Annotated in this window: 15 protein-coding genes; 12 read left to right on the forward strand and 3 right to left on the reverse strand. The window is 45.8% G+C overall.

Annotation, left to right across the window (positions count from 1 at the left end):
* Positions 1–128 precede the first annotated feature (128 nt).
* The 12 genes from U9S71_RS10305 to U9S71_RS10360 all read left to right on the forward strand — a co-directional run bounded on the left by U9S71_RS10305 (position 129) and on the right by U9S71_RS10360 (position 20342).
* A complete protein-coding gene (locus U9S71_RS10305) occupies positions 129–1328 on the forward strand; it encodes a n-acyl-d-glucosamine 2-epimerase (protein ID WP_326327270.1) in 1200 nt (399 codons plus the stop codon).
* Positions 1329–1331: 3 nt separating this feature from the next.
* On the forward strand, positions 1332–2576 hold the full coding sequence (locus U9S71_RS10310; RefSeq protein WP_326327272.1) for a sugar MFS transporter: 1245 nt from the start codon (positions 1332–1334) through the stop codon (positions 2574–2576).
* A gap of 405 nt (positions 2577–2981) precedes the next feature.
* Positions 2982–6104, forward strand: a complete 3123-nt coding sequence (locus U9S71_RS10315; protein ID WP_326327274.1) for a SusC/RagA family TonB-linked outer membrane protein — start codon at positions 2982–2984, stop codon at positions 6102–6104.
* 12 nt (positions 6105–6116) lie between these two features.
* On the forward strand, positions 6117–8093 hold the full coding sequence (locus U9S71_RS10320) for a RagB/SusD family nutrient uptake outer membrane protein (RefSeq protein ID WP_326327276.1): 1977 nt from the start codon (positions 6117–6119) through the stop codon (positions 8091–8093).
* 26 nt (positions 8094–8119) lie between these two features.
* Positions 8120–9007 (forward strand): DUF5000 domain-containing lipoprotein, encoded by an 888-nt coding sequence (locus U9S71_RS10325; RefSeq protein WP_326327278.1) that lies wholly within the window; start codon positions 8120–8122, stop codon positions 9005–9007.
* A 40-nt stretch (positions 9008–9047) separates the two neighbouring features.
* The gene (locus tag U9S71_RS10330; protein WP_326327280.1) at positions 9048–10160 is read left to right on the forward strand and encodes a DUF4855 domain-containing protein; all 1113 of its coding nucleotides are present in this window, start codon (positions 9048–9050) and stop codon (positions 10158–10160) included.
* Between the two features lie 26 nt (positions 10161–10186).
* Positions 10187–11275, forward strand: coding sequence for a DUF4855 domain-containing protein (locus U9S71_RS10335; RefSeq protein ID WP_326327281.1), 1089 nt, complete (start codon positions 10187–10189; stop codon positions 11273–11275).
* A 15-nt stretch (positions 11276–11290) separates the two neighbouring features.
* Positions 11291–13411, forward strand: coding sequence for a hypothetical protein (locus tag U9S71_RS10340; protein WP_326327283.1), 2121 nt, complete (start codon positions 11291–11293; stop codon positions 13409–13411).
* A 106-nt stretch (positions 13412–13517) separates the two neighbouring features.
* Complete coding sequence (locus U9S71_RS10345) at positions 13518–15233, forward strand: FAD-dependent oxidoreductase (protein ID WP_326327284.1); 1716 nt, start codon at positions 13518–13520, stop codon at positions 15231–15233.
* 84 nt (positions 15234–15317) lie between these two features.
* Complete coding sequence (locus U9S71_RS10350) at positions 15318–17987, forward strand: PQQ-dependent sugar dehydrogenase (protein ID WP_326327286.1); 2670 nt, start codon at positions 15318–15320, stop codon at positions 17985–17987.
* Positions 17988–17999: 12 nt separating this feature from the next.
* Entirely contained in the window at positions 18000–19214 is a 1215-nt protein-coding gene (locus U9S71_RS10355) for a nucleoside permease (protein WP_326327287.1), read from the forward strand.
* Between the two features lie 45 nt (positions 19215–19259).
* Complete coding sequence (locus U9S71_RS10360) at positions 19260–20342, forward strand: Gfo/Idh/MocA family protein (protein WP_326327290.1); 1083 nt, start codon at positions 19260–19262, stop codon at positions 20340–20342.
* A 19-nt stretch (positions 20343–20361) separates the two neighbouring features.
* On the opposite strand, the gene U9S71_RS10365 is transcribed toward U9S71_RS10360, so the two are convergent.
* From U9S71_RS10365 to U9S71_RS10375, 3 genes are all read right to left on the reverse strand, one after another.
* Complete coding sequence (locus tag U9S71_RS10365) at positions 20362–22494, reverse strand: glycoside hydrolase family 88 protein (protein ID WP_326327292.1); 2133 nt, start codon at positions 22492–22494, stop codon at positions 20362–20364.
* A 120-nt stretch (positions 22495–22614) separates the two neighbouring features.
* On the reverse strand, positions 22615–23871 hold the full coding sequence (locus U9S71_RS10370) for an efflux RND transporter periplasmic adaptor subunit (RefSeq protein WP_326327293.1): 1257 nt from the start codon (positions 23869–23871) through the stop codon (positions 22615–22617).
* Positions 23872–24025: 154 nt separating this feature from the next.
* A complete protein-coding gene (locus tag U9S71_RS10375; RefSeq protein WP_326327294.1) occupies positions 24026–25330 on the reverse strand; it encodes a UDP-N-acetylmuramoyl-tripeptide--D-alanyl-D-alanine ligase in 1305 nt (434 codons plus the stop codon).

Raw genomic sequence — 25330 nt, forward strand, 5'->3', positions numbered from 1 at the left:
TATAGAATATATAAAAAAATAATTTAAAAATAATTTGGATTATTAAAATATATATTTTTATTTAGCAGTCGCAATTACAGACTTAATTAATGGTTCGAGGTACGTTTAAATATAGTGTGCGAAGTAATATGATTGATACTGATGGGTTGGCGGACCTGTATAAGCGCCAATTGTTAGATGATGTAGTTCCGTTTTGGTTGTTAAATTCACTCGATACCGAATACGGGGGTTATTTCAGCTGTTTAGACGAGTCGGGCGGCGTTTATGATACCGACAAGTTTATTTGGCTGCAAGCTCGGCAGGTCTGGACATTCGCAATGCTTTATAATACCGTTGAGAAGCGGCAAGAATGGCTCGATGCAGCACAAATTGGCGCTGATTTCCTCGAAGCTCACGGCACGGATGCGGAGGGGAATTGGTATTTCGTGTTGAATCGGGAGGGGCGGCCCTTGGTGCAGCCCTATAATATTTTCTCAGATTGTTTCGCTGCCATGGCCTTCGGTCAATTATACAAAGCTACTGGCCGGGCGGAATATGCCGTTATTGCAAAGAATACGTTCAACAATATCTTGCGGCGCCGGTCTGACCCGAAGGGAAAGTACAATAAGCAATATCCGGACACGCGACCACTGCAGAATTTCGCACTACCGATGATACTATGCAATTTGGTGCTCGAGATTGAACATTTGATTGAACCCGATCTAGTCGATAGTACCATCCAATATGGCATCCAGTCCGTTATGGAAACATTCTATCAACCCGATGTCGGCGTCGTTTTGGAAAATGTAACCGCTGATGGCCAATTTTCCGATTCTTTTGACGGCCGGTTGGTGAATCCCGGTCACGGCTTGGAATCGATGTGGTTTGTGATGGACCTTGCTAAACGCACAGACAATACAGAACTGATGAAGCAAGCTATCGATATTGCGGTGCAGCTTGTCGAATACGGCTGGGATAAAACTTATGGTGGCATCTTTTATTTTTTGGATGTAAAAGGCAAGCCCCTGCAACAACTCGAGTGGGACCAAAAACTTTGGTGGGTACATATCGAAGCGATGATCGCATTTGCGAAAGGTTATTTGCATACGGGAGACCAACGTTGCGCCGAATGGTTCAATAAGCTCCATGAATATACGTGGTCCCATTTCCCCGATGCTGGAGGAGGTGAATGGTATGGTTACCTCAATCGCCAGGGGGAAGTACTACTTCCGTTGAAAGGTGGAAAATGGAAAGGGTGCTTCCACGTTCCGCGGGGGCTGTTTCAGCTGTGGAGAACGATGGAAGACATGGGGGCGACACAACGGAGCACACTGATTCAATATAAATAATGTATGGCATTAGGCGTTGTGAATAGTTCGATGACAAGTAGTACCAATGGACGGCGCTATACGCCGGCGTTAGTCGTATTAGCCGTTTTGTATTTCATGATGGGATTCATTACCTGCTTGAACGACACCTTAGTGCCGTTTTTCAAGGCGGGATTTACACTTAGCTATGCCGACTCAGCTTTAGTGCAGTTCTATTTTTTTCTCACTTATGCGGTGATGTCAATACCTGCTGGTAGAATCGTTGAACGAGTGGGTTATAAACGTGGGATGGTATTCGGTTTCGCGATAGCTGGGATGGGAGCATTGTTGTTTTTCCCCGCCGCTTTATTACATCAGTACGGCCTTTTCCTTGGTGCATTGTTTGTGCTTGCTATTGGAATAGTACTATTGCAGGTAGCAGCAAATCCATATATTACCTTACTTGGAAAGCCCGAAACTGCGTCGTCGCGGCTCACGCTGATACAAGGCGTGGGTTCCATCGGTACCACGGTAGCCCCCCTTTTCGGTGCGCACTTTATCCTGTCCAGGTTATCCGAATCCAATGCATCGAGCGACGCCGTCAGTATTCCCTATTTGGCAATAGGTGGGGTCTTGTTTCTCATCGCATTGCTGGTTTCTTTTCTCTCCTTGCCAAAGGTTAGCAATCACGTGACGCGTTTGTCGCCTACGGGCGGTCAAGCTCAACGGGGAATTTTCTCGTTCCGTAACTTGAATTTTGGCTTATTGGGCATATTCATGTATGTGGGTGCCGAGGTTGCTATTGGCACGTTCCTCACCAATTATGTTGCAGATCGGCTCCATATTGAGGAGCACCGGGCTAATAATTATGTGGCTTTTTATTGGGGCGGAATGTTGATTGGAAGATTGATTGGAGCGATGGTGTTGAAGGTGCTCCAGCCGGAGAAAGTGTTGGTATATGCATCGACGTTATCTGTCCTCCTTATCGTTCTTTCCATTTCTTCGGGTGGCTATTTTTCGGCATGGACAATGATTGCGGTTGGACTGTGTAACTCGGTGATGTTCGCTGTTATTTTCTCCTTGTCAATAAAAGGGCTGGGACGTTATACCACCCGAGCATCCGGTCTTTTGTCGTCAGCTATTGTTGGGGGGGCGGCAATTCCTTATTTGCAGGGGCTGCTCATCGACGGGTTTAGTTGGGGCATTGCATTCTTAGTGCCCGCCGCGTGTTATATATATATTGTTTTTTTTGCTCTTAATGGGTATAAATCAAGATCAAAGTATGTTTAAAAATTGACGGCGATATAAACAACATTCAAAACTAACACTAAAATTATGATAAAACGTATTGCAATGCCCTTTCGTAAAATCCTTAAAGCAAGCAAGTGGCCATTGAGACCATCGTGATAACATGGAATTCAAAGAACGGGGTCGGAACATCTGAACAACTACAGGAAAGGTAAGCTAATCGCGTATTACAAAAAATAGTTACAGCAGTTAGAGCCTAATCTGGAGTTTGACGTGAATGCGGCATAAGCTATAGAGATCGATTTTTACCGTAAGTACAGATAACGAAGATGAAACTGACCTAATCAGTTAAACACAAAAGCGTATCGCATGTAAAAATGGAAATTTCTATTCCTGCTGATTTTATAATTGATTGATAAACAAAATAACTGATTTAAACATATTCGAATGAAATTAATCGTATCATTTTTTCCGACGAGGAAATTTTCACGGATTTTTATTGTTTTTTATTTTCTGACTTTTCTATTGCTGAGCAATTATGCATATGCACAAATCGAAGTCAGAGGAACAATAAAAAATTCAAAAGGAGAAGCACTGTCAGGGGTAAGCGTGATGTTGGTAGACGCTGATAGAAGCGTGGCTTCAGATTTTGAAGGCAAATTTATAATAGATGTTCCGTCCTTGAACTCGGTGTTAAGGCTTTCATATGTAGGCTATCTTTCGCAAGACGTCCCTTTGGATAACAAAATAGTTTTGGATATCATCTTGGAAGAGGATGTCGAGTTACTCGATGAAATTGTGGTAGTGGGAATGGGGTCTCAACGAAAAGCAAGTGTCGTAGGGGCTATTTCAACAATTAAGACCAGCGATTTAGTTATTCCACAGCGGTCGCTTGTAGCATCTATGTCTGGTAAAATAGCTGGTGCCACTATTGTTCAACGATCAGGGGAGCCCGGATACGACAATGCTTCTTTTTGGGTTCGGGGAATTGCTACCCTTGGTTCAAATAAGAGTCCTCTTGTTTTGGTTGATGGAGTTGAGAGAGATATGTCTAATCTGTCTATTGAAGAAATTGAATCGATTTCCATTTTAAAAGATGCTTCAGCTACTGCAGTTTATGGGGTGCGGGCAGCAAATGGAGTTGTTTTAGTTACCACGCGCAAAGGGGTTCCTCAAAAGGCAAGTATTGAAGCTAAAATAGAATCAGGAGTTTCAGACCTGCCTAATATGCCCAAGTTTTTAGACGGACCAGATTACGCTCGATTATATAATGAGGCTTTTGGAAGAGAAAATTATTCTGAGAATTACATAGATTTTTTAGAGCGGGATGTAAATAGATTTTTATACCCCAATGTCAATTGGTTCGATCAGATATTTAAAAAATGGTCAAATAATACGAATGCAAACCTAACGGTCAGAGGGGGTGGAGAGAGAGCTCGATACTTTATTAGCGGTGGCTTTTTTCAAGACAATGGAAACTTTAAGGACTTTGGATTGAATGATTATAGTACAAATATTAAATTAAAACGGTACAACTTCAGGTCCAATATTGACGTTACCCTGTCAAAATCTACCGTCATAAATTTAGAGATTGGAGCGCATTTGACTGATGCTCACGAACCTGGCGTGGGAACGAGGACACTTTATTCGACCTATTTTGGTAGTCCTGCCGAGGAATTATTTTATTGGTCCTATTTGGCAACTCCTATAGGGAACCCTGTTAGACTTCCGATTGGCCGAAATCCCATTGACGGTTCTATTGAATGGGGCTGGGGAGCTCCGAGCCAAGTAGGAGAGTCCAATCCTGCAGAAAGATTGCACGGATCGGGCTATAATACCCGATTCAATACGCAAGTAATGAGTCAAGTTGTGCTTAATCAAGACTTGTCCAGATTTGTCGAAGGATTAGATTTCAAAGCCTATTTTTCTTTTGATGCATATAATAACACGTTGCAGCGAAGGAATAAGACATCAACTACTTATTCGGTTGAGGATATAGATGATGATACAGGCGACTTAACTGTAAAAGAGGTTGATAAAGGTAACGAATACTTAAGTTACGCGACTAGTGCAGGGTCAAATAGAGCTATCGAAACGAAAGCTCAATTAATCTATGACCATTTGTTTAATAGCCGACACAGAGTTGGAGGCATGCTCATGTATTATCAGCGTGACTTTATTAACGGAACCGCAGGTAGCTCAATAACAGCTTTGCCCTATCGAAAGCAAGGCGTAGCTTTTAGAGCGACTTATGCTTTTAATGACGTGTATTTTGGAGAGTTTAATTTAGGGTATAACGGTTCAGAAAATTTTCCTAAACACAATCGGTTTGGGGTATTTCCGGCGGGTGCTATTGGTTATTTAATTACAAATGAATCATTCTGGAACTTTAAGCCTATCAGTCTTCTTAAATTACGAGGATCTATCGGATTGGTGGGGTCTGATGCGCTGCCGGATAATTTGCGTTATGGATATCTTTCTACTTGGGGAGGGGGGCTTGGCGGATATGGCTTTGGCTTCAACCCTACTAATGTAGCAGGGATAGGTGAAGACCAAATTGGGGTTTCTAATTTGACATGGGAAAAAGGCTTAAAAACGAACGTTGGATTCGAGCTTGGAATGTTTAATAATGCCTTTACTATGGATGTTGACCTGTTTCATGAAAGAAGGTCAGATATATTGATTCTCCGACAATCTTTGCCGGGAGTTGCAGGTGTCAATTCAACTCCCTATGCTAATATGGGAATAATGGAGAACAAAGGGGTTGAAACTACGATCGAGGTTAATAATAATATAAGAGGCTTTTATTATCGTTTTTATGGAAATTTTTCATTTACACGTAATAAGGTCATAGAAATGGATGAGCCTGATATGGAATATGAGTACCGAATGAGAACAGGCCATCCTTTAGGTCAACAATTTGGGTATATAGCTGAAGGTCTATTTAAAAATCAAGAAGAGATTAGCAATAGCCCTGAGCAAAAATTTGGTTCCGTTCGTCCTGGTGATGTAAAGTATAAAGATGTAAATGATGACGGTGTTATTGACGCAAACGATGAAGTGGCCATCGGTTATTCAAATATCCCAGAGATTATCTATGGTTTTGGTTCTCAGTTTATGTGGAAAGGAATAGATCTAGGCGTTTTCTTTCGGGGTCAAGCTCGTGCAACGTATGCTTTAGGAGGTTCGACTTTTATACCATTTAGCGAGGGTGTGGGCAAAGGGAACGTATTTGAAAAAGCATTAGACAGATGGACAGTAGATAATCCGAATCCAGATGCTTTTTACCCCCGACTCTCGGATGGAAGGTCGACTAATAATTGGCAACGATCGACTCGAAATATTTATAGTGGTAATTTGTTGAGATTAGCTGAAATAGAAATGGGGTATACTTTTGGCCAAAATATGGTGTCTATTTTGGGACTTCAAGCATTAAGAATTCACGTATTAGCGAATAATGTAGCCTTGTTTTCACCTTGGGATATGTGGGATCCGGAAACGGGTACGGCAAACGGGAATAGATATCCTTTGTCAAGGAAAATAAACGTTGGAATCAGAACAACTTTTTAAAAATTAAGAAAAATGAAAAGAATCATAATAAGCTTATTTTTATTTCAATTTATCTTGTTGTCCGGGTGTTCAGACTTCTTGGACAAACTGCCAGATGATATGAAAACCGATGATATGGTTTGGAGTTCAAGAACAGAAGTTGAGAAATATCTTGCGAACGTTTATGCGGCTATACCGAAGCATAATCTTCACCAAGATGATCCTTGGCTTGGCTTATCGGACGAAATCGACTTGAGCTGGACAGTCTATAATACTTATCCTATTAATCTAGGTAATTGGGATCCAAACGGTGGCTTTTATAACAAATATGCACTTTGGTACAGGGCAATAAGAGCCTCTCTTGTGTTTGAGAATAATGTAGATAAATGTGCTCAATTAAGCGAAGCTTTGAAAACACAGTATAAAGCGGAGGTAAAGTTTTTACGAGGATACTATTATTGGTTGTTATTGCGTCAATATGGTCCTGTCGTTTTAATAAAAGAATTATATCCAAATGATGCAGACTTTGCTTCAATGCCTCGTGAACCGTTTGACAATGTTGTAAATTATATTGTGGAAATGATGGATGCAGCGGAAAAAGATTTGCCTCTTCATTGGTGGGATGATCAAAACCAAATGGGAAAGCCCAATAAGATCGTATGCAAATCTGTGAAATCTATTGTGCTTACTTATGCCGCAAGTCCACAATGGAATGGGAATTCGGAGTACGCAGATTTTAAAAATCTTGATGGCACCCTTTTGGTCAATACTACCTATGATGAGTCGAAGTGGAAGAGAGCAGCAGAAGCAAGTAAAGAGGTAATAAATATTTCTGAAAATAATCCCGAATCCAGATTACGTCTATATAAAAACAGTGACGGAGGAGGTGAACCGTTTAATCCTTATAAATCGCTAGTGGATGTCCATTTAAAAAAATGGAACAGTGAAATCATTTTTGCTGCTGCAGGTGAAGGAAATACGCAAGCGTGGATGATACACACTTCTCCAGGTCCTAATAATTTGGGAGGTGTAGGCCCTACTCAGCGCATTGTAGATGCGTTCTTGATGGAAAATGGGAAAACGATTGATGACCCGACGTCAGGGTACGTTGCGTCTGGATTCTCAACAGCTCCACATGCCAAATGGAATCCAAATAATAGAGATGTGTCTACGGAAGAAGGGCGTAAGCAAATAATTGCTGATATAAGAGAGAGCAGAGCTTGGGGGCATTGGGAAGGAGACTGGAATATGTATGCGAATAGAGAACCTCGTTTTTATGCTGCTATCTTGTATAATAAAAGGATTATCCCTCAACTACCTGATGATAAAGAGAAACGGGATTACTATAACTCACCGGGTCAGAAAGACGGTTTTGGTCGAGCTGAGTTGTATTATGGAGGTGTTTCACGTCAATCTGGATCATACACGTTTTTTTCACGAACGGGATATTTGGCTCAAAAGAATAATGATCCATTGGCCAATATGCGTGACCGCGTTTTTCCTCAGCAGTATAATAATGTTCTTATACGTTATGCACAGATACTCTTGGATTATATAGAAGCTCTTAATGAATATGATCCGGGAAATCCGGATATCCGAAAGTATTGGGATATGATTAGAGAAAGAGCGGGAGTTCCGAGTGCTTTTGCTACTAATCCAGAGATCGCCGGCAATAAAGATTTACAGCGGGATTTAATATTAAGAGAGAGACAAATAGAGCTGTGCTTTGAAGGAGACCGTTATTTTACTTCTCGGAGAAGATGGTTAGCTCATACACCCGATACCGGAGGGGGCAATACCCCTGATAATAGGAAGTGGGGAGATGGTGGCCGTATGTGGGGGATGGATATAAATGCGGGTGATGCGGCTTCAAATAACTTTTCTTTTACTGGTTTCTATGAAGTGGTTCCTTTTGAAACAAGGGTTTTTGAGAAAGCATATTATTTATTCCCTATTCCACAGTCGGAAATTAATAAGAGTAAAGCCTTAGTACAGAATCCATGGTGGTAGTATTTTAATTCAAGACAATATCAAAAATGAAAAATATAACTTATTATTTAGGAATCATTTTATTTGTTGGAGGATTTATGATGTTTTCATCATGTGGCTTGGATAGTTTCGATGAAACGATTCCTTTGAATCCAGTTTTGACCCCGATAAAATCGGTGACCGCCCAAGATGGTCCCCAGGAAGTCGTTGCAAATATTTCAGATAAGAATAGAACGATTGAACTGGAATTTTTTAATATTAAGAGTTTAGAAGAAGTAGAGGTCAAGTTAAAGGTTTCCAAAAGAGCTAAGCTCCTAGCACCTCATGATACGGTTTTAGTCCTTAACCTGAATGAACCCCACGAAATTGTAATTAATGATTTATTTGATGATCTGACTTATACATTAACTGCTACAATCCCAGAATATATTAAAGCAGATAAAACTCAGTTTTCCGAGTATAGATTAGATAATGATGGAGGTGTTGAAGAAGGAAGTATTTCATACTTATGGGACGATGAATATATGTTATTACCAGGTGATTATGGCTCTATTGGTTATAGAAATTATTTAACGAGAGGCACTTTTACTTTCGATATAGGTACTCGATATGATGGGAGTTATTATGATTTAAAGCAGTTTAAAGCAAATCTTTATTGGGCATATACGAATGTTTGTCCTAAAGTATATGAATTATGGGGTTACATGAAGGAAGGAAACCCGCCAAAAGAAGGAGACTGGAGTGATTGGGAAAGGTTGGGAACGTTGGATAACTCAAAGTCAACCTTAGATGATTTTGGAGAAGGTGATAATTTAAACTTTGAGAAAGAAAGTAGCCCGAGTGTAAGATATTTAAGAGTTAAAGTTGTTGAAAATTATCGAAATGATGACTTTATTTCGCTTAGTGAGGTGACCTTATGGGGTTGGAATAAATAAGCGCTAAGTTTACATATACTTACTCGTTCTTCATTTTGATATGAAAAAGGAAAGCTTTTATTTATTGATTATTTCGGTATTAACGATGACTGTCTCTTGTAGCAAGAGAGAGCGTATTGATGAAAAAGTATCGGAGGAGGAAGTTAATCGAGAAACGTTTTATGATAGAGAAAAAGATAGAGAAGAAATATTAGAGAATAATGATTTAGTGCTTCTTTACTCTGGCGGAGCGCACAGAGCTCATCAATGGAATGAAGATTATTTAAAGCCCTATGTAACCTATGTTGATGAGATAGGTGTGGAACATTGGATTTTTGACTCTTTTTTATTCTTAGAAATCCATAATGGTTCAGGGAAAACTTTTGCGACGGGGTATACACCTAACCCTGCAAACCAACAAGACTGGAAATTGTTGGCGGATCATTATTTTCAGTCCCATAATAACTTGGGCGCATTAAACAAATTGATAGAAAGGGCGTCTTCTAGAATAGGAAAGCCAAAGGATAAACATAAAATCGTAATCGGAATTCCTGAACCTATACGAGGTCAAAAAAACTGGGGGAGCCTAAGAGATGGGCAAATGCTGGACTTCTCGAAAGCTGAGGATAGAATTGAAGCGTGTAAATGGTATATAGATTATGTGAGGAGCAAGTTTAATGAATTTGATTATAAGAACCTTGAACTATCGGGGTTTTATTGGATTGCCGAAGAAGCTACAAATACGCGAAGTATACTCTCCGATATTAGTCACTACTTAAATGACTTAAAATATGGGTTTATATGGATTCCTTATCACGGCTCTGACGGAGCTTTTCAGTGGAAACAGTTAACTTTTAATTTTGCATACTATCAACCGAACTATTTTTTTAGCGATCAAACCCCACATTCGTTTTTAACTAAAGCGTGTGAAGATGCTATCCGTTACGACATGGATATGGAGATCGAGTTTGATGATAGAGCTTTAGATAAATACGGGTGGGGGTATAGGCTAGAAGACTATATCGAAGCTTTTGAAGAGTATGGCGTTTGGGATAAAAGAATTGCATATTATCAAGGAGATAAAGCAATTTATGAGTTGGCCAATTCCGATAATAGCAAAGATATAGCGCTATATCATAAGTTTTCCAAGTTTGTAGTAGAACGACCCAAGTAATTGTAAACCATTAAAAAAGCATCAATATGATTAAATTTAAGCTTTTACAGAAAACTTTATACTTATTACTGGTAATACCGCTAACCTCACATTCGCAACCTGATGTTAAAGATGATAAGACGACCTCTTCTATCCGAGATTTAGTTTTGATATATGATGGCGGTGCACATAGATCCATAAAATGGAATAAAGAACACTTTGAACCTTATGTCTCGCTTGTAAATGAAGAAGGGGAAAGGGATTGGTTATTTGATGGCTTTTTGTTTCTAGAAATTCATGATGGAACCAGAGGTTTTGCGTCATATTACAAAGATTTGCCTGCGCGCAAAGTTGAATGGAAAAATCTGGTTGACAATTATTTTAAAGACGGAAACGCTATTATGGCTTTGAATGATCAAGTTTCGGATGTCCTAACCGATTCGAATAGGAATGGATTCACAAAAAGAAAAGTTGTAATTACCGTTCCTGAACCTATCCCGAATCAAAGAGACTGGGGTGAAATAGGTGGGGTCGCAATGGATTTTTCGAAACAAGAGCATCGGCTTGCTGCATGTAAATGGTTTATAGATTATGTAATTGAACGTTTTAATGATGCTAACCCCGAAAATTTAGCGTTAGCCGGATTTTATTGGGTTGCTGAAGAAGCGACAAACAGTAGAGATTTGGTTACGGATGTTATAAATTACGCTAATGATATAGGCTATAAATTATATTGGATCCCTTATTTTAATTCAGATGGATTCAATGAATGGGAAAAGCTAGGTTTTAATCAGGCTTTTTATCAACCAAATTATTTTTTTAACGAAGACCGTCAGATTTCTCAAATAGAGAAGGCTTGTGAAGATGCGTTGAAATACGGTATGAGTATGGAAATGGAGTTTGATGAAAGAGCTTTGGCAAAGAATGGGTGGGGCTATCGCATGAGAGATTATATTCGCGTATTCGATGAGTATAACGTATGGGATACCATGGAGGTTGCTTATTATCAGGGAGGAGATGCTTTTTATCAATTATTTCACTCTGATAATCCTGATGATAACCAGCTGTATTACTATTTAGCAGAGATAATTGCTAAAAGACAAAAAAAGGAGTCAGAATTCAGTCATCGACGATAGTAACATGATGATACGATGAGAAATAAACCGCTATATGTTTTTTTGATTTTCATGTTTTTTTTGTCTTGTGGCGATAAGGGTTATATCCATTACATAGGACCGGAGAACGATTTAATATTAAACCTAAAGAACGAGGGCGTTAATGTAAAAAAACATAATACACTTGATGAGGCGTTGCAAAAAGTACCCTCAAAAGGGATGGTTTTGTTTTTATCTGATGGAGCAAATATAAATAAGCTAAAGGATTATCAAATAAGTTTGATTGAAGAAAAGGAACTTAAAGTATATGTCGAGTATTCGGATATAGCAGCCATCCAGCCGTTGAAGGTTGATACGATTGGAATAGAAAGAGTGGTCGTTACGGACACTTCTTTTTTTAAAAACTTGCCTTATTTATCGCTGCTCACGGTCAACTCAAGCCCAATTATACCCTCCATATCAGACAATCAATTGTTATCTATAGCTAAGGTGGCCGGCTTTGATAAAGCGGTGTTTGGATTAGAGGGTACTCATAAATTGCCTCTATTGTATAAGTTGACTGATAACATTTTGATTTCAACATCTCCTTTAAGTAGGTATGCAGTAAGCAGGTTTATGCCGGAAAAAGATTGGCAAATAGCTTGGGAAGAGATTTTATCTCATTTAACAGGTTCTACATTTGAGTTTGGCACTTGGTTGTCCTACGTACACCCTTCCTTCCAGAAAGAAGAAAAACTCTCTCATAATGCCAGAAAAAAGTCCGTAGAAAAAGGGATCAAATGGTTTTTTAATGGACACTTTTTAATTGATGAATCCTGGAAAAAAGACTGGGTAGAAAAATATATGGGAGATGGACTTATGCCCGTTGGACCGGAACTTCCAGCAACTTTAAAAGATGGAGATGGCTCGCTTGGCGTTTTAGAAGGACACTCATCGTATATTTATCCTGACGGATTGCAAAAGTACAGATACTGGTTGAGAAATGATGTCCAAGGAGAGTCCGCTATGGCATTCGCTCTATCGGCAGACTTGCTGGAGAATGAAAAGTATGCTGAAATTGCCGCAAATCTGATTGACTTTTCATTCGATCATTTTCGTCTTGGACCAAGGGGTGACCCTAATAGTCCGACGTTTGGGCTTTTGGGTTGGTCAGCTACGCATCAGTGGGTTTACTACGGTGATGATAATGCACGTTCAATTTTGGGAATGGCTACAGCTTCAGCTTTAATGCGAGAAACACGATGGAATAGAAAAGTAATGGAAGCCGTTATTGCCAACTTTCGAACGACCGGAAAAAAAGGTTTCCGGGAGGCCCGGCTGGAAGAAGAAGATATTCAAAAAAACGGATGGGAATATTACTGGAATAGAGAGAACATTAACCCTCACCCACATTTTGAATCCTGGTTATGGGCGTGTTATTTATGGCTGTATCATAAGATAGGCTACGAACCTTTATATGAAAAGGCAGTTGAAGGAATTGGGAATACGATGGATGCATATCCTTCAAAATGGAAATGGACGAATGGAATTCAACAAGAACGCGCTCGAATGTTATTGCCCTTAGCTTGGTTGGTGCAGGTAAACCCAAGCCGTCAACACATTGAATGGCTTGATACGATGGTTCGTGACGTGCTTAAAAATCAAGTGGAGTCAGGAGCTATTAGAGAAGAACTAGGCGATGCGACTTTGGGTTTGTTTGGTAGACCTCAATCGAATAATGAGTATGGTAATCATGAGGCTCCTTTGATATTTGAAAACGGAGATCCAATAGCCGATATGTTGTACACTACAAATTTTGCTTTTATAGGTTTAAACGAAGCGGCCAAGGCAACATCTAATCTCGAGTATAAAGAAGCTCTTCTAAAGTTATCTGATTTTTTAACTAGAATACAGGTGAAGAGTGAAAAGTTTAAAAGTATTGATGGGGCCTGGTTCCGAGCTTTTAATTATGAAAACTGGGATTACTGGGCGTCGAATGCGGACGCTGGTTGGGGCGCTTGGTCCACATTAACCGGGTGGATCCAAAGCTGGATTATTTCTACTCAGGTATTGATAGAAAAAGACGAGTCATTGTGGGAACTTATTTCCACATTGGAGATAGCGGAAGAGGATTTTGAATCCGTTGTTTCTCACATGCTGAATGTTAAAGAAAATTAGTGTTGATGCGTTGCATAACAGAGGCCCTATTCGTTTTTTTCCTATCTTGGAACCGCACATTTGAGGCTGAGATAAATCTTGATGTCGAGTCCTTAACTAAAAGATCGTGAGACGTAGGAATTTTTTAGAAACATTAGCAGTGAGTAGCGGCCTTTTTGCTGTCGCTCCGTTATCGAGCTTATCTGCACAGGCAGCGGTTAAACAGATCAAGAAATCCGATGGGACGGAACAGCTGGAAGCAGATGTCGTCATTGCAGGCGGCGGCTTGGGTGGCTTTGCAGCAGCGATGGCTGCCCTCCGTAATGGACAGTCGGTTATCATGACCGAAGAAACCGATTGGATTGGTGGGCAGTTGACCCAGCAAGGGGTGCCGCCCGATGAGCACGCATGGATCGAAACGACCGGTGCTACGCAGCTATATCGCGACTTCCGGAACGGCGTGCGGAATTACTACCGGAGAAATTACCCGTTAACGGAAACTGCAATGGGTGATCCGCTGCTGAACCCGGGCAACGGTGCGGTTTCGAGACTATGCCACGAACCACGCGTGGCCCTGGCCGTGCTGACTGATATGCTAAATCCGTACCTCAGCACCGGACAGCTAACACTGTTGTTGGAGCACAAGGTCACCGCCGCGGATACAGATGACGATCGAGTGAAAGCAATCCATGTCAGAGAAAGCCGGACCGGAGCCATGAAGAAGCTGGCGGCGCCATTTTTTGTGGACGCGACAGAGCTGGGAGACTTATTGCCGCTTACAGGAACGGAGTTCGTTACAGGTACGGAGTCGAAAACGGACACCGATGAGTTACACGCGCCTGAAAAAGCCGACCCGTCCAACAATCAGGCGTTTACCATGTGCTTCGCAATGGATTATGTGCCGGGGGAAGATCATACCATTAAGAAGCCTGACAATTATGCCTTCTGGAGAAATCACGTGCCGAATCTTACGCCGCCGTGGCCGGGAAGGTTATTGGAATTGCACTACTCCAATCCGAAAACACTTCAACCGAAAAAATTGGGGTTTGATCCCCGTGGAGAGCAGACTGGCGATGCACTCAACCTTTGGAACTACCGGAAAATCATTAGCAAAGATAATTTTGTGCCTGGAACGTATCCGGGAGATATTTCCCTGGTAAACTGGCCACAGAACGACTACATGCTGGGGAATATTGTCGGTGTTTCCGAAGAGGAATTCGACAAACATGTCACTGCGGCCAAAGCACTGAGCCTTTCGTTGCTTTACTGGCTTCAAACCGAGGCTCCCAGACCCGACGGTGGAAAAGGATGGCCGGGGCTGCGGCTGCGGAAAGATGTGATGGGTACAGCGGACGGATTGGCGAAATACCCCTATGTACGGGAATCGCGGCGTATCAAAGCGCTGTTTACCATACGTGAGGAACATGTGGGTAAGGCAAACCGCCAAATGGTGGCTCAAACCGAGAAGGACAGGGCCGCGGAATTCTCTGATAGCGTCGGGATCGGCTATTATCACATTGATTTACATCCCAGCAGCAACCGGGTAAATTACGTTGATTTTGATTCCTTGCGTTTTCAGATTCCTTTGGGAGCCTTGCTTCCCATCCGGATGAAGAATTTGCTGCCGGCCAATAAAAATATCGGGACAACCCACATCACCAACGGATGTTATCGCCTCCACCCCGTTGAGTGGAGTATCGGAGAAGCGGTCGGGCTACTTATTTCGTATGCCCGCAAGAAAGCGTTAACACCTGCTGAAGTACGGAAAGAAGGAAAGATCCTTGCGGATTTTCAATCATTTATTCGAAGCCAAGGTGTTGAAACGGCTTGGCCTACGGATTGAAATCGACTATCCCAGCGATAAGTTTCAGCAACATTCAAATAATCAGTATAACTTAGAAACAAGTTATTAGTATCTTTTAGAAAGATGAACCAACCATTGATTTTCTTTTGTCTGGGAATTATTTTGTCTGCTTCGCTGGCATCCTGCAGCAACGCCGGCAGTAGCGATCCGACCGTGAAGCCCGACAGCAGCCGTTATACGCGTACCGTATTGGCCGAAGGCCTCGATGAGCCGATGGAAATGGTTATCCTTCCCGGAAACGATGTGCTTTTCGTAGAGCGTAAGGGCGGGGTACGGTTGTACAAAGACGCCACGAAGGAGCTCCGTGCGGTGGCGAATTTCGAGGTGTTCAGCGGCATCGAAGATGGGTTGTTGGGGGTCGTTGCCGATCCGGATTACGAGAAGAACCACTGGCTGTATTTCTATTACGCGGTGGCGGGAGAGAAGGCGGTGAGCCGATTGTCGCGGATGGAGTTTCGCAACGACAGCTTGCTGCGGTCGACGGAAACCGTCATCCTTGAAATCCCAACGCAGCGTATCTACTGCTGCCATTCTGCAGGGTACCTGAAGTTCGACACGCATGGGAACCTCTACCTGTCTACGGGCGATAATACCAATGCCGAGGAAACGAATGGCTATACGCCCGTAGATGAACGCCCGGGGAGGGAGCTTTCTGACGACCAGGCTACCACGGCCAATACGAACGACCTGCGAGGGAAAATCCTGCGGATCAAACCGCTGCCGGAAGGGGGCTATGCCATCCCGGAGGGCAACCTGTTTCCCGAGGGCACAGCGGGCACACGCCCGGAAATCTATGTGATGGGTGCTCGCAACCCCTACCGTTATAGCATCGATGCCGAAACGGGCTACCTGTATTTCGGGGATGTCGGTCCGGATACCAAGCTGAAGGCCTCGGACGGCGAGCTGATGAGCTTCGACGAGATCAACCAAGTGCGGAAACCGGGGTATTACGGCTGGCCTTATTTCCTGGGCAATAACCAGGTCTTCGGAAAGTACGATTATGCGACAGGGGAACTCGGTCCCGGAAAGGATCCGTCGAAGCCGATGAATGAATCGCCCAACAACACGGGGCTGAAGGAACTGCCCCCGGCTAGGCCCGCAATGATCTGGTATGGGAAGAACAACTCAACATACTTTCCGCTGGTAGGCAACGGCGGAGCGAGCGCCATGGCGGGTCCGGTTTATCACAGCAAGCATTTTAAAAATGCGCCGTATAAGCTTTCTGAATATTACGACGGGAAACTTTTCATCTTCGAATGGATCAGGGGGTGGATTATGGCCGTAAGCTTCGATGAGGCTGGAAACTTCAAAGAAATGGAACCTTTCCTGGACCATTGGAAATTCGATGCGCCGGTGGACATGCAATTTGCATCTGACGGCGCGATTTATCTGTTGGAGTACGGTACAAACTGGTTCTCGAAGAATACCAACGCCCGCTTGGTGCGGATTGAATACGCGGAGGGGAACCGTAAGCCGGTTGCGTCGATAGCGGTAGACAAACAATATGGAGCAGCACCATTAACCGTGTCTTTATCGGCCGGTGGATCCATGGACCATGACGACGGCGACAAGCTGTCCTTCCGTTGGCGCATGGAGGATGAAGATAATCACGGCGAGACCGTCTCGCATACATTTGCCAAGCCGGGAATCTACGACGTGGAGCTGACCGTGAGGGATGGCCACGGCGGTGAAGGAACCACTTCGACCCGGATTTATGTAGGCAATACGCCACCGGATGTACACATCCGTACCTCAGCCAACCGCAGCTTTTACTGGGACGGCGGTACGCTGGATTATACGGTAGAAGCAACGGATAAAGAAGACAGTGTATCCATGGACGATGTAGACGTGGCATTCGGCTATATACCCCATGGCAAAGACGCAGCGCTGGTGCTGAGTGGCGGACAGGATCCGAACAGCTTGCGTTACCTGAAAGGGCAGCAGCTGATTGCCAACCTGGATTGCAAGTCGTGCCATTCCATCGATAAAGAATCCGTAGGCCCTACTTATCAGGCCGTGGCTGCCCGCTATGTGGATAAGCCGGGGGCCGAAGCGCTCCTGGTCAACAAAATAATCGATGGCGGTAGCGGCAACTGGGGAGAGCGGGCGATGTCGCCACATCCCGAGTTGGCCGAGGGCGATGCGCGGGAAATGGTCCGTTATATTCTATCGCTCGGAGCCGGGCGGCAGAAGTTGCCGCCACATGGCGTACTGCAGCTTGACGGCCATAGCGAGGGAGACACAGACGGCGCCTACCTGCTTAGTGCTCGTTATACCGATCAGGGAGCCCATGGGATACCCCCATTGAATGGCAGCGACCATATCCTGCTACGCAACCCGCAGATCCAGGCAGAGGATTTCGATGCAGGAAATGTACGGATTGCCACCGTCACCACGGCATTTATGTCCTACGTGTACGGCATCCAGAACGGAAGTTATATTTCTTTCCGGAATATCGACCTGACACATGTGCGGCAGATCGGCTACAGGGCGCAGGCCAGCGGTGCGGGAGGTACCATCGAGGTACACCTGGACAGTATCGTCGGACCGGTGGTTTCCCGTTTGGAAGTACCAGCGGGTAATTTCAGCGGCGCGGAAAATGGCTGGAAAGAAGTGATGGGATTAGTGGATGACATCGGTGGCGTGCATGACCTCTATTTTGTATTTGTAAAGGACGAGGCGGGGGATAAGGCGCTGTTCAGCATCGATTGGCTGAAATTTTATAATCGATAGGGAGAAATAGATATGCCGTTATGGCTTCGGGTCCGGCTCTCGCTGGCCATGTTCCTGGAATTTTTCACGTGGGGGGCCTGGTATGTTACACTGGGCACCTACCTGTTCGACCAGCTCGGTGCGAGCGCTGTACAGGTGGGCTCGGCTTATGCCAACTTTTCTATCGCTGCGGCGTTGTCGCCGGTATTTGTAGGGCTGGTGGCCGACCGTTATTTCGCAGCACAACGGGTGCTCGGTGTACTACACCTGCTCGGTGCCGGCGTTCTGCTTATACTGGCAAATACGGCCGATTACGGCGTGTTCTGGTGGCTGTTGTTACTTTACGCATTGTTGTTCGCGCCAACCATGGCATTAATGAATTCCGTCACCTTCCGCCAGCTCAAAGATGCTGGCAGGGAATTTCCGCTTATCCGGGTGTTTGGTACGGTCGGCTGGATTGTTGCGGGTCTGTTGTTAGGTTACTTCGGCATGGAAAGCAGCACTTCCATGTTTTACCTTGCAGGAGGAGCGTCGGCGGTGCTTGGATTAGTGAGCTTTACACTTCCCGAAACGCCGCCAGACCGGACTGCAACAACCAGCTTAGGCGCTGTGTTAGGAAAAGAGGCACTGGTGTTATTCAAACAGCGATCGTTTTCGGTTTTTTTCCTGGCATCATTGGCTATCTGCATCCCGTTATCCTTTTATTACAGTTTCGCCAACCCCTATCTGAATGATCTCGGGATAACGAATGCAGCAGGAAAGATGACCTTAGGACAACTTTCAGAATTTCTGTTTTTGCTCGTTATACCTTTTGCTTTCAGGCGCCTTGGCATCAAAATGATTTTAGTCATCGGGATCATTGCATGGATTGTGCGCTATATACTGTTTGCTTTTGGTGATGCCGACAGTGGCATGGGACTGCTGTATCTAGGTATCTTACTGCATGGGGTATGCTATGACTTCTTTTTTGTATCCGGTCAGATCTATGTGGATCGTACGGCTGGTGACCGTATCCGTAGTTCTGCGCAGGGATTGATTACTGTTGCAACGTACGGAGTAGGTATGCTGATTGGTTCGTACATTGCGGGATTGATTACCGAATGGTTTATGTTGCCGGAAGGGTCGGCCGCGCAGTTCAATTGGCAAGGGGTTTGGCTAGTTCCGGCGGGTATCGCCGCCGTGGTGCTGGTTGTATTCCTGATTTCGTTCAGAGACCGACCGGTGGATGAACAGCATGGTAGGCAATAGATGTTGCCAAGAAGGGCGTAAGGAAAATAAACAAAGAAAATAAAAATGAAAAAAACGGGTAGTAAGGTGCGTGTATTGGTTGTCGGCTGCGGTAATATGGGTGCTTCGCATGCACATGCGTATCACGAAATGGATGGTTTCGAAATCTGCGGACTAGTATCCCGGGGCGACAGCAATGTGGGTTTAAACGAGCAGCTGGGCGGTGACTACCCACTTTACAACGATTATAGGGAGGCGCTCCAAGCCGCCAAGCCGGATGCTGTTTGTATATCCACGTATCCTGACACCCACGAGGCATACGCTATCGCGGCGATGGAGCAGGGTTGCCACGTGTTCATCGAGAAGCCACTGGCAGACACCGTCGAAGGGGCGGAGCGGGTGGCTGAAGCCGCCAGGCGCACGGGGAAGAAACTGGTAATCGGCTATATCCTTCGCTACCACCCGTCTTGGCAGCGGTTCGTACAACTCAGCGGACAATTGGGTAAGCCGTTAGTGATGCGGATGAACCTCAACCAGCAAAGCCATGGCCGCATGTGGGATGTGCACCGCAATCTCATGGAAAGTCTAAGCCCCATCGTCGACTGCGGCGTGCATTACATTGATGTGATGTGCCAAATGACCAACAGCAAACCCGTGCAGGTGAATGCGATTGGCGCGCGCCTTACCGAAGATATTCCGCAAAGCAACTATAATTATGGCCAGCTGCAGATCCGCTTTGAAGACGGTTCGGTGGGCTGGTACGAGGCCGGGTGGGGGCCGATGATCAGCGAGACCGCCTTTTTCATCAAGGATGTGATCGGGCCGAAGGGCTCGGTTTCCATCGTAGCAAGGGAGGCCGGTGGGGGTGGCCACTCCGACAACGTAGCAGCCCATACGAAAACAGAATCGTTGCGTGTGCATCACGCGGCAATCGATGATAACAATGCGTTCGTAAAGCCCGATGAATGGATTGACCTGAAAGACGAACCGGACCACCAGGAACTGTGCAACCGCGAACAGCGGTTTTTCCTCGAGGCAATCAGATCTGATCTGGATTTGGACGAATTGACCCGACATGCCGTGGACAGCCTGCGAATCGCCATCGCCTGCGATGAATCGGTAAGAACAGGCAAACCCGTAGACCTTTGATCGGGTTTGCCTGGTTGACCTAATTCTTCTTACGCTCGTCTAGCACCCCGTATATATTCGCCGCGATAGGATCGGGCATGATGAACATTCCGCCATAATTCCCCGTGATGCTGTTATGGGTATCGGGGTAGGTGTAGTCGAATGCCCCCTTTTGGTAGTCTTCAAATGTCGAAGGGACGTTATGCGGGCGCCAGCTGTTATCGGTATGTACCACCAACCATTCCACGGCGGCCACCGTAATGCCTTCGTGGAATCGGCGCCAATCGATCTCCGGATCTACATCCCCCCATTGGATGCCACGACTGGTGAGGTCGCGGAATACGGAAAGCACTTCCCATTGCACGTGGTCGCGAACCCAGTTTGCAAAATACCAATCGCTCGAAGATAACACCGGTTTGGTATTGTACATCATACTGTGGTGAGCCATGGGTTGCCAAAGGTGGGTGAACGGGATGATGGACCGCATCCAGTAGATGGCCTTTTCTTTATAACGCTCGTCGTTAAAAGCTTTGTAACCTTCATAATAGGCAATCGCCGCATGCCCCGCCGCCAGCAGGTTTGCCGCGTGCAACGGTGTCTCCCAAAAATCGCCTCCTTCAGGGCGCATCATCTCCATGGCATAATCCAACGCTTTCCGTGCGGCAACGCTGTATTTGTCGTCGCCCGTCGTTGCTGCGATGTCAAGCAGGTTCAAGGCCGGTAGGATGACGATGTCCAGTGCGGTATCATATTCACGGCCCATCGGCTCAACAAACGATGTTGCCACGATGAAATCATCTTTTCGATAATGGCGTCCGTGCGGGTCGAAATAGAACGAACCGTCCTCCCGTTGGATTTCCAACAATTCATCGCCACGTTTCCGCTGAGCGTCCAGCCGTTCCTGCGCACTGCTTGACTGTTTCCGCTGCTGGTAGCACCAATCCATTTTGGCCCGCAGCTCCTTTGCCAGTTTGGTGCCTTTGTGTTCGCGTACGTACCGCTCGAGGAAGCCTGGTACCCCAGTGCCGATCTGGTTTTTCTGGGGGATGCCGAAGCCCTTGCCTTCGTGCCATAGGTGAGTATTGTATGCGTTTGCTATGCGGTCCAGCGTCTCTTGGAAATCCCACTTCGGTGCCGGCGGTTCGGGCAAGCCGTTCCGCTTCACCCAATCGGTCACCACGTCGAGACTGTTTCCTTCGCTAAGCCAAATTTCCGCGTCGAAATTGACTTGCTGCCCGATACGTAGCTCCAAGGGTTGGGATGCGTATATTTCGTTTTGATGGCCTTCCACTGTGGCATCCGGAATCATTAAGCCCATGAGATTGTTGTTCATGCGGTCTACGAAATTGGGTGTGGCGAATACCGGTTGAGGGATGTGTGACCGATAGTTGAACCACCGCGTTGCCACTTGGTTGGGATTCCATGACAATCCGATGCCTGTTCCTGCGTGGCTCAAAGCCATCAGCGGAATGGTTACCTGATTTGGGTGGGGTGCCACGCGGAGTGCCCACGGGTCCTTGAAATAGTCGGTTCCGCTAGACCATTCATCACCGATGGTCCATTCCACACCCGGGAACATGGAATCGTCTTTCGCCACGCCGAAAGATCCTTCGCCCACTTTAAGCCACGGCCCCCTGATATACTTCGCATAGTAGTTGCCGGTGGCAGTCAATCGGTATGCCAAGCGTACCACAGGCTGGTCGGACAGCAGGGTAAGGGTTACCTCGCCTACCAGACAGGGCTCTGTAAATGGGTATCTCATCCACTCTTCAAATGAAGTGCCCTCCAGCTTTTCCCGCACCACGATCGATTTAACGTCGAAATGAATCGACTCACCTTCGGGCCCCGATGTCCGTCGGAAGGTATCTGCAGTAAGCCGCATGGGGATATCCTGGTCGCGAAGCATGATTTCTCCCAGATGGTCCAGCACGCCCATCATTTTGCCGGATGCGGTTGAAAGTTCGCCCCAAGCCCATCCATCTATCCGTTTGAAGATTTTCAGTTGTACGAACGCATTTTCCAACACGGTTGATTCACCTGTGTAACTCGTCCGCTGATAGGCGGGTTCCAGCTTACTTTGGGCAGTGGTCTGTTGGGTCAGCGAGGCCAAAATAAACCAGACCACCAAGGTGGTCGCAATGGGCAGGCGGGGTCTGCTGCTAATTCTTCTCATGGTCCAAATCTTTTAGTATCTATACGATTAGTACAAAGGTGCCTGAAAGGGGCTCCTTCACTCGACAATGGTCAAACTTAGCTGATATAAGGGGCTACGGCAACCTGTACCATCCCGTTTTCATCGATCGTTGATGCTCAATTCCTGTACCCGGTCATAGGTTTCGTAGCTCGACGTCACTACCTTATCGCCCGGTTCCAAGCCGCCAATTACCTCATAATAATCGGGATTCTGACGGCCGAGCTGTACATCTACGCGGTAGGCGGTTTTGCCATCTTCGGTGAGTTTGAATACCCAGTTGCCACCGGTTTGCTGGTAGAAACCGCCTTTGGCCAACAGAATGGCTTTGGTTTCATCGCTAAGGGCGAGCCGGATCTGTAGGGTCTGCCCGCGGCGGATGCCATCGGGTACCTCGTTTACAAACTCCATATCCACCTGGAAACGGCCGTTGGTCACTTGGGTGTATACTTTCTTGATGACGAGCTTGTAGCTTTTACCGGCGAAGGTGAATTCCCCTTCGAGGTCGGGATAAATACGGGAGATATAGTGCTCGTCGATATCTGCACGGACCTTGAAGCCCGTCAGTACGTCAATCTGCCCGAGGCGTTCGCCGGGGCTTTTGCTTTGTCCGATTTCGGCATCGAACGACGTTAGCTGTCCATCCACTGGCGCCCTCAGGATGAGGTCGCCCACCTTACGTCGCATCAATTCCAGGGCCGACATGCCGCTGGCGTACAATTGTTTGTTCTGGTTGAGTGTCTGGGCGCTGCGTATGGAATCTTGGGCGATGTTCTCGCGGGTCAGCTTGATGCGCTCCACTTGGTAGTCGTAATTATTTTTTGCTTGTAAATATTCCTGCTTCCCGACAGCCTTCTTTTCGTAGAGGGTTTTATTGAGGTCGAACACCCTTTTGGCTTCCTTCAATGCATTTTCAGCATCGGCCATCTGGTTACGGTTGGCGATGGAGGTTTGCTGTGCCGCGGTCTGGGCAATCTGCATTTGGGTGAGGTTATTATATACTTGCGTTTCCTGTGTGACGAGGCTTAACTCCAGATCGGTGTTGGAAAGGCGCATGATCGGGTCGCCTTTTTTGAGTTTAGCGCCGTCTTCAACGAACTTTTCTTCCACGCGGCCACCTACCGAGGCGTCGAGGAAAATGCTGGTGATGGGCAGTACGGTGCCATTTACCGGAATGAACTCACGGAACGAGTCTTCTTTTACTTCGGATATGGTAATCCGTTCGGCATCTACATTAAGCCGGGCGTTGCCGGAGGTGAAATAATAGCTGGCAGCGATAAGCGCCAGAATCCCCGCTCCACCCGCAACCATCGTGATGCGTTTGCTGTTCCATCGTTTTTTCGGTAATGCTCTATCCATTTGCTAGTTCTCATGCTCGGTGGTTGATGACCACCGAGCACTACCATATAATGCCGTGCCAAAAAAATAACGTTCTTTTAAACAGTGGCTTATGGTAATTGGTGAAATCTAACTGTTCGATATCGAACACCTAATGTGCGGTTGCGGACAGCGATTACAACGTGTCTACCAATTTTTCAAAGGCCATTCCCCTTGAGGCTTTTAGTAGTACCAATGCGTTTTGGATCGGTCGCTGCTTGAGGGCCGCTTTCGCTGCTTCGGTGGTTTCGTAGAATTCGGCGTCGTCTTGCCGGTGTTCGTAAAATGCTTTGCCCACGAACAACCTCCGAGTCGCTTCTACCGAAAGGGCTGTTTCAATCACTTGGCGGTGCTCTTCATGGCTGTCGTTGCCCATTTCAAACATGTCGCCCAGCACGATGGCCTTCCGATCTGCCGCCAATGTGCGCAGGTTTTCGAGCGCTGCTGCCATACTACTGGCATTGGCATTGTAATAATCGCAGATGAGGGTGTTACGATCGGTCTTTTTGAGTTGCGACCGGTTATTGTTAGGCTTGTACGCATTTATCCCCTCGCTGATCTGTTCCGGCGATACCTTGAAATATTGACCGATGGCAATGGCAGCGAGGATGTTTTCGGTATTGTAAGCACCGGTCAATTGGGTGTGCACGGCATGATAGCCATGGCTTTCGGAGGTTGCCCACTGGATATCCAGCAGCGGATTTGCCCCGACTAACTTCCCCGAAACGCTGTTTTCCGGCGAAGAGCCATAGGTTACCAGTTGCCGTACGTGGCGTTCGGCAACCATTTCACGGAGTTTGGGGTTGTCGTTTTGTAGAAACAATGTACCACCATGTGCCGCCAGATGATCATAGAGTTCCCCTTTTGCTTTCTTCACCCCTTCGAAACTCCCGAATCCTTCCAAATGCGCTTTCCCCACATTGGTAATCAATCCATGCGTGGGCTGGGCAATCCCACAGAGAAAAGCGATTTCACCCACATGGTTAGCGCCCATCTCGATGATTGCGATTTCCGTCTGTGCGGTGATGGAAAGGATGGTCAGCGGCACACCGATGTGGTTGTTGAGGTTACCTTTGGTTGCATAAGTGTTGAACCGCTGGGCCAATACCGCCTGCATCAATTCCTTCGTTGTGGTTTTTCCATTGGTGCCCGTAATGCCGATAACAGGGATCGTAAGCTGGCTGCGGTGGTGCCGCGCCAACACCTGGAGGGCCGAGAGCACATCCGGCACGTACAAATAGCGCTCGTCATCGCCATCCTGTGGTTCATCCACTACGGCATAACGGGCACCGTTGTCGAGCGCTTGCGCCGCAAACTGGTTCCCGTTGAACCGTTCGCCCTTTAGGGCGAAAAAGAGGCTACCCGGTATGATGTTGCGGGTATCTGTACTGATAACAGGGTGTTTAAGGTAATATGAATACAATGACTCAGCTTCCATCAT

Source organism: Parapedobacter flavus, assembly GCF_035818675.1.
In the GTDB taxonomy this organism is placed as follows: Bacteria; Bacteroidota; Bacteroidia; order Sphingobacteriales; family Sphingobacteriaceae; genus Parapedobacter; species Parapedobacter flavus.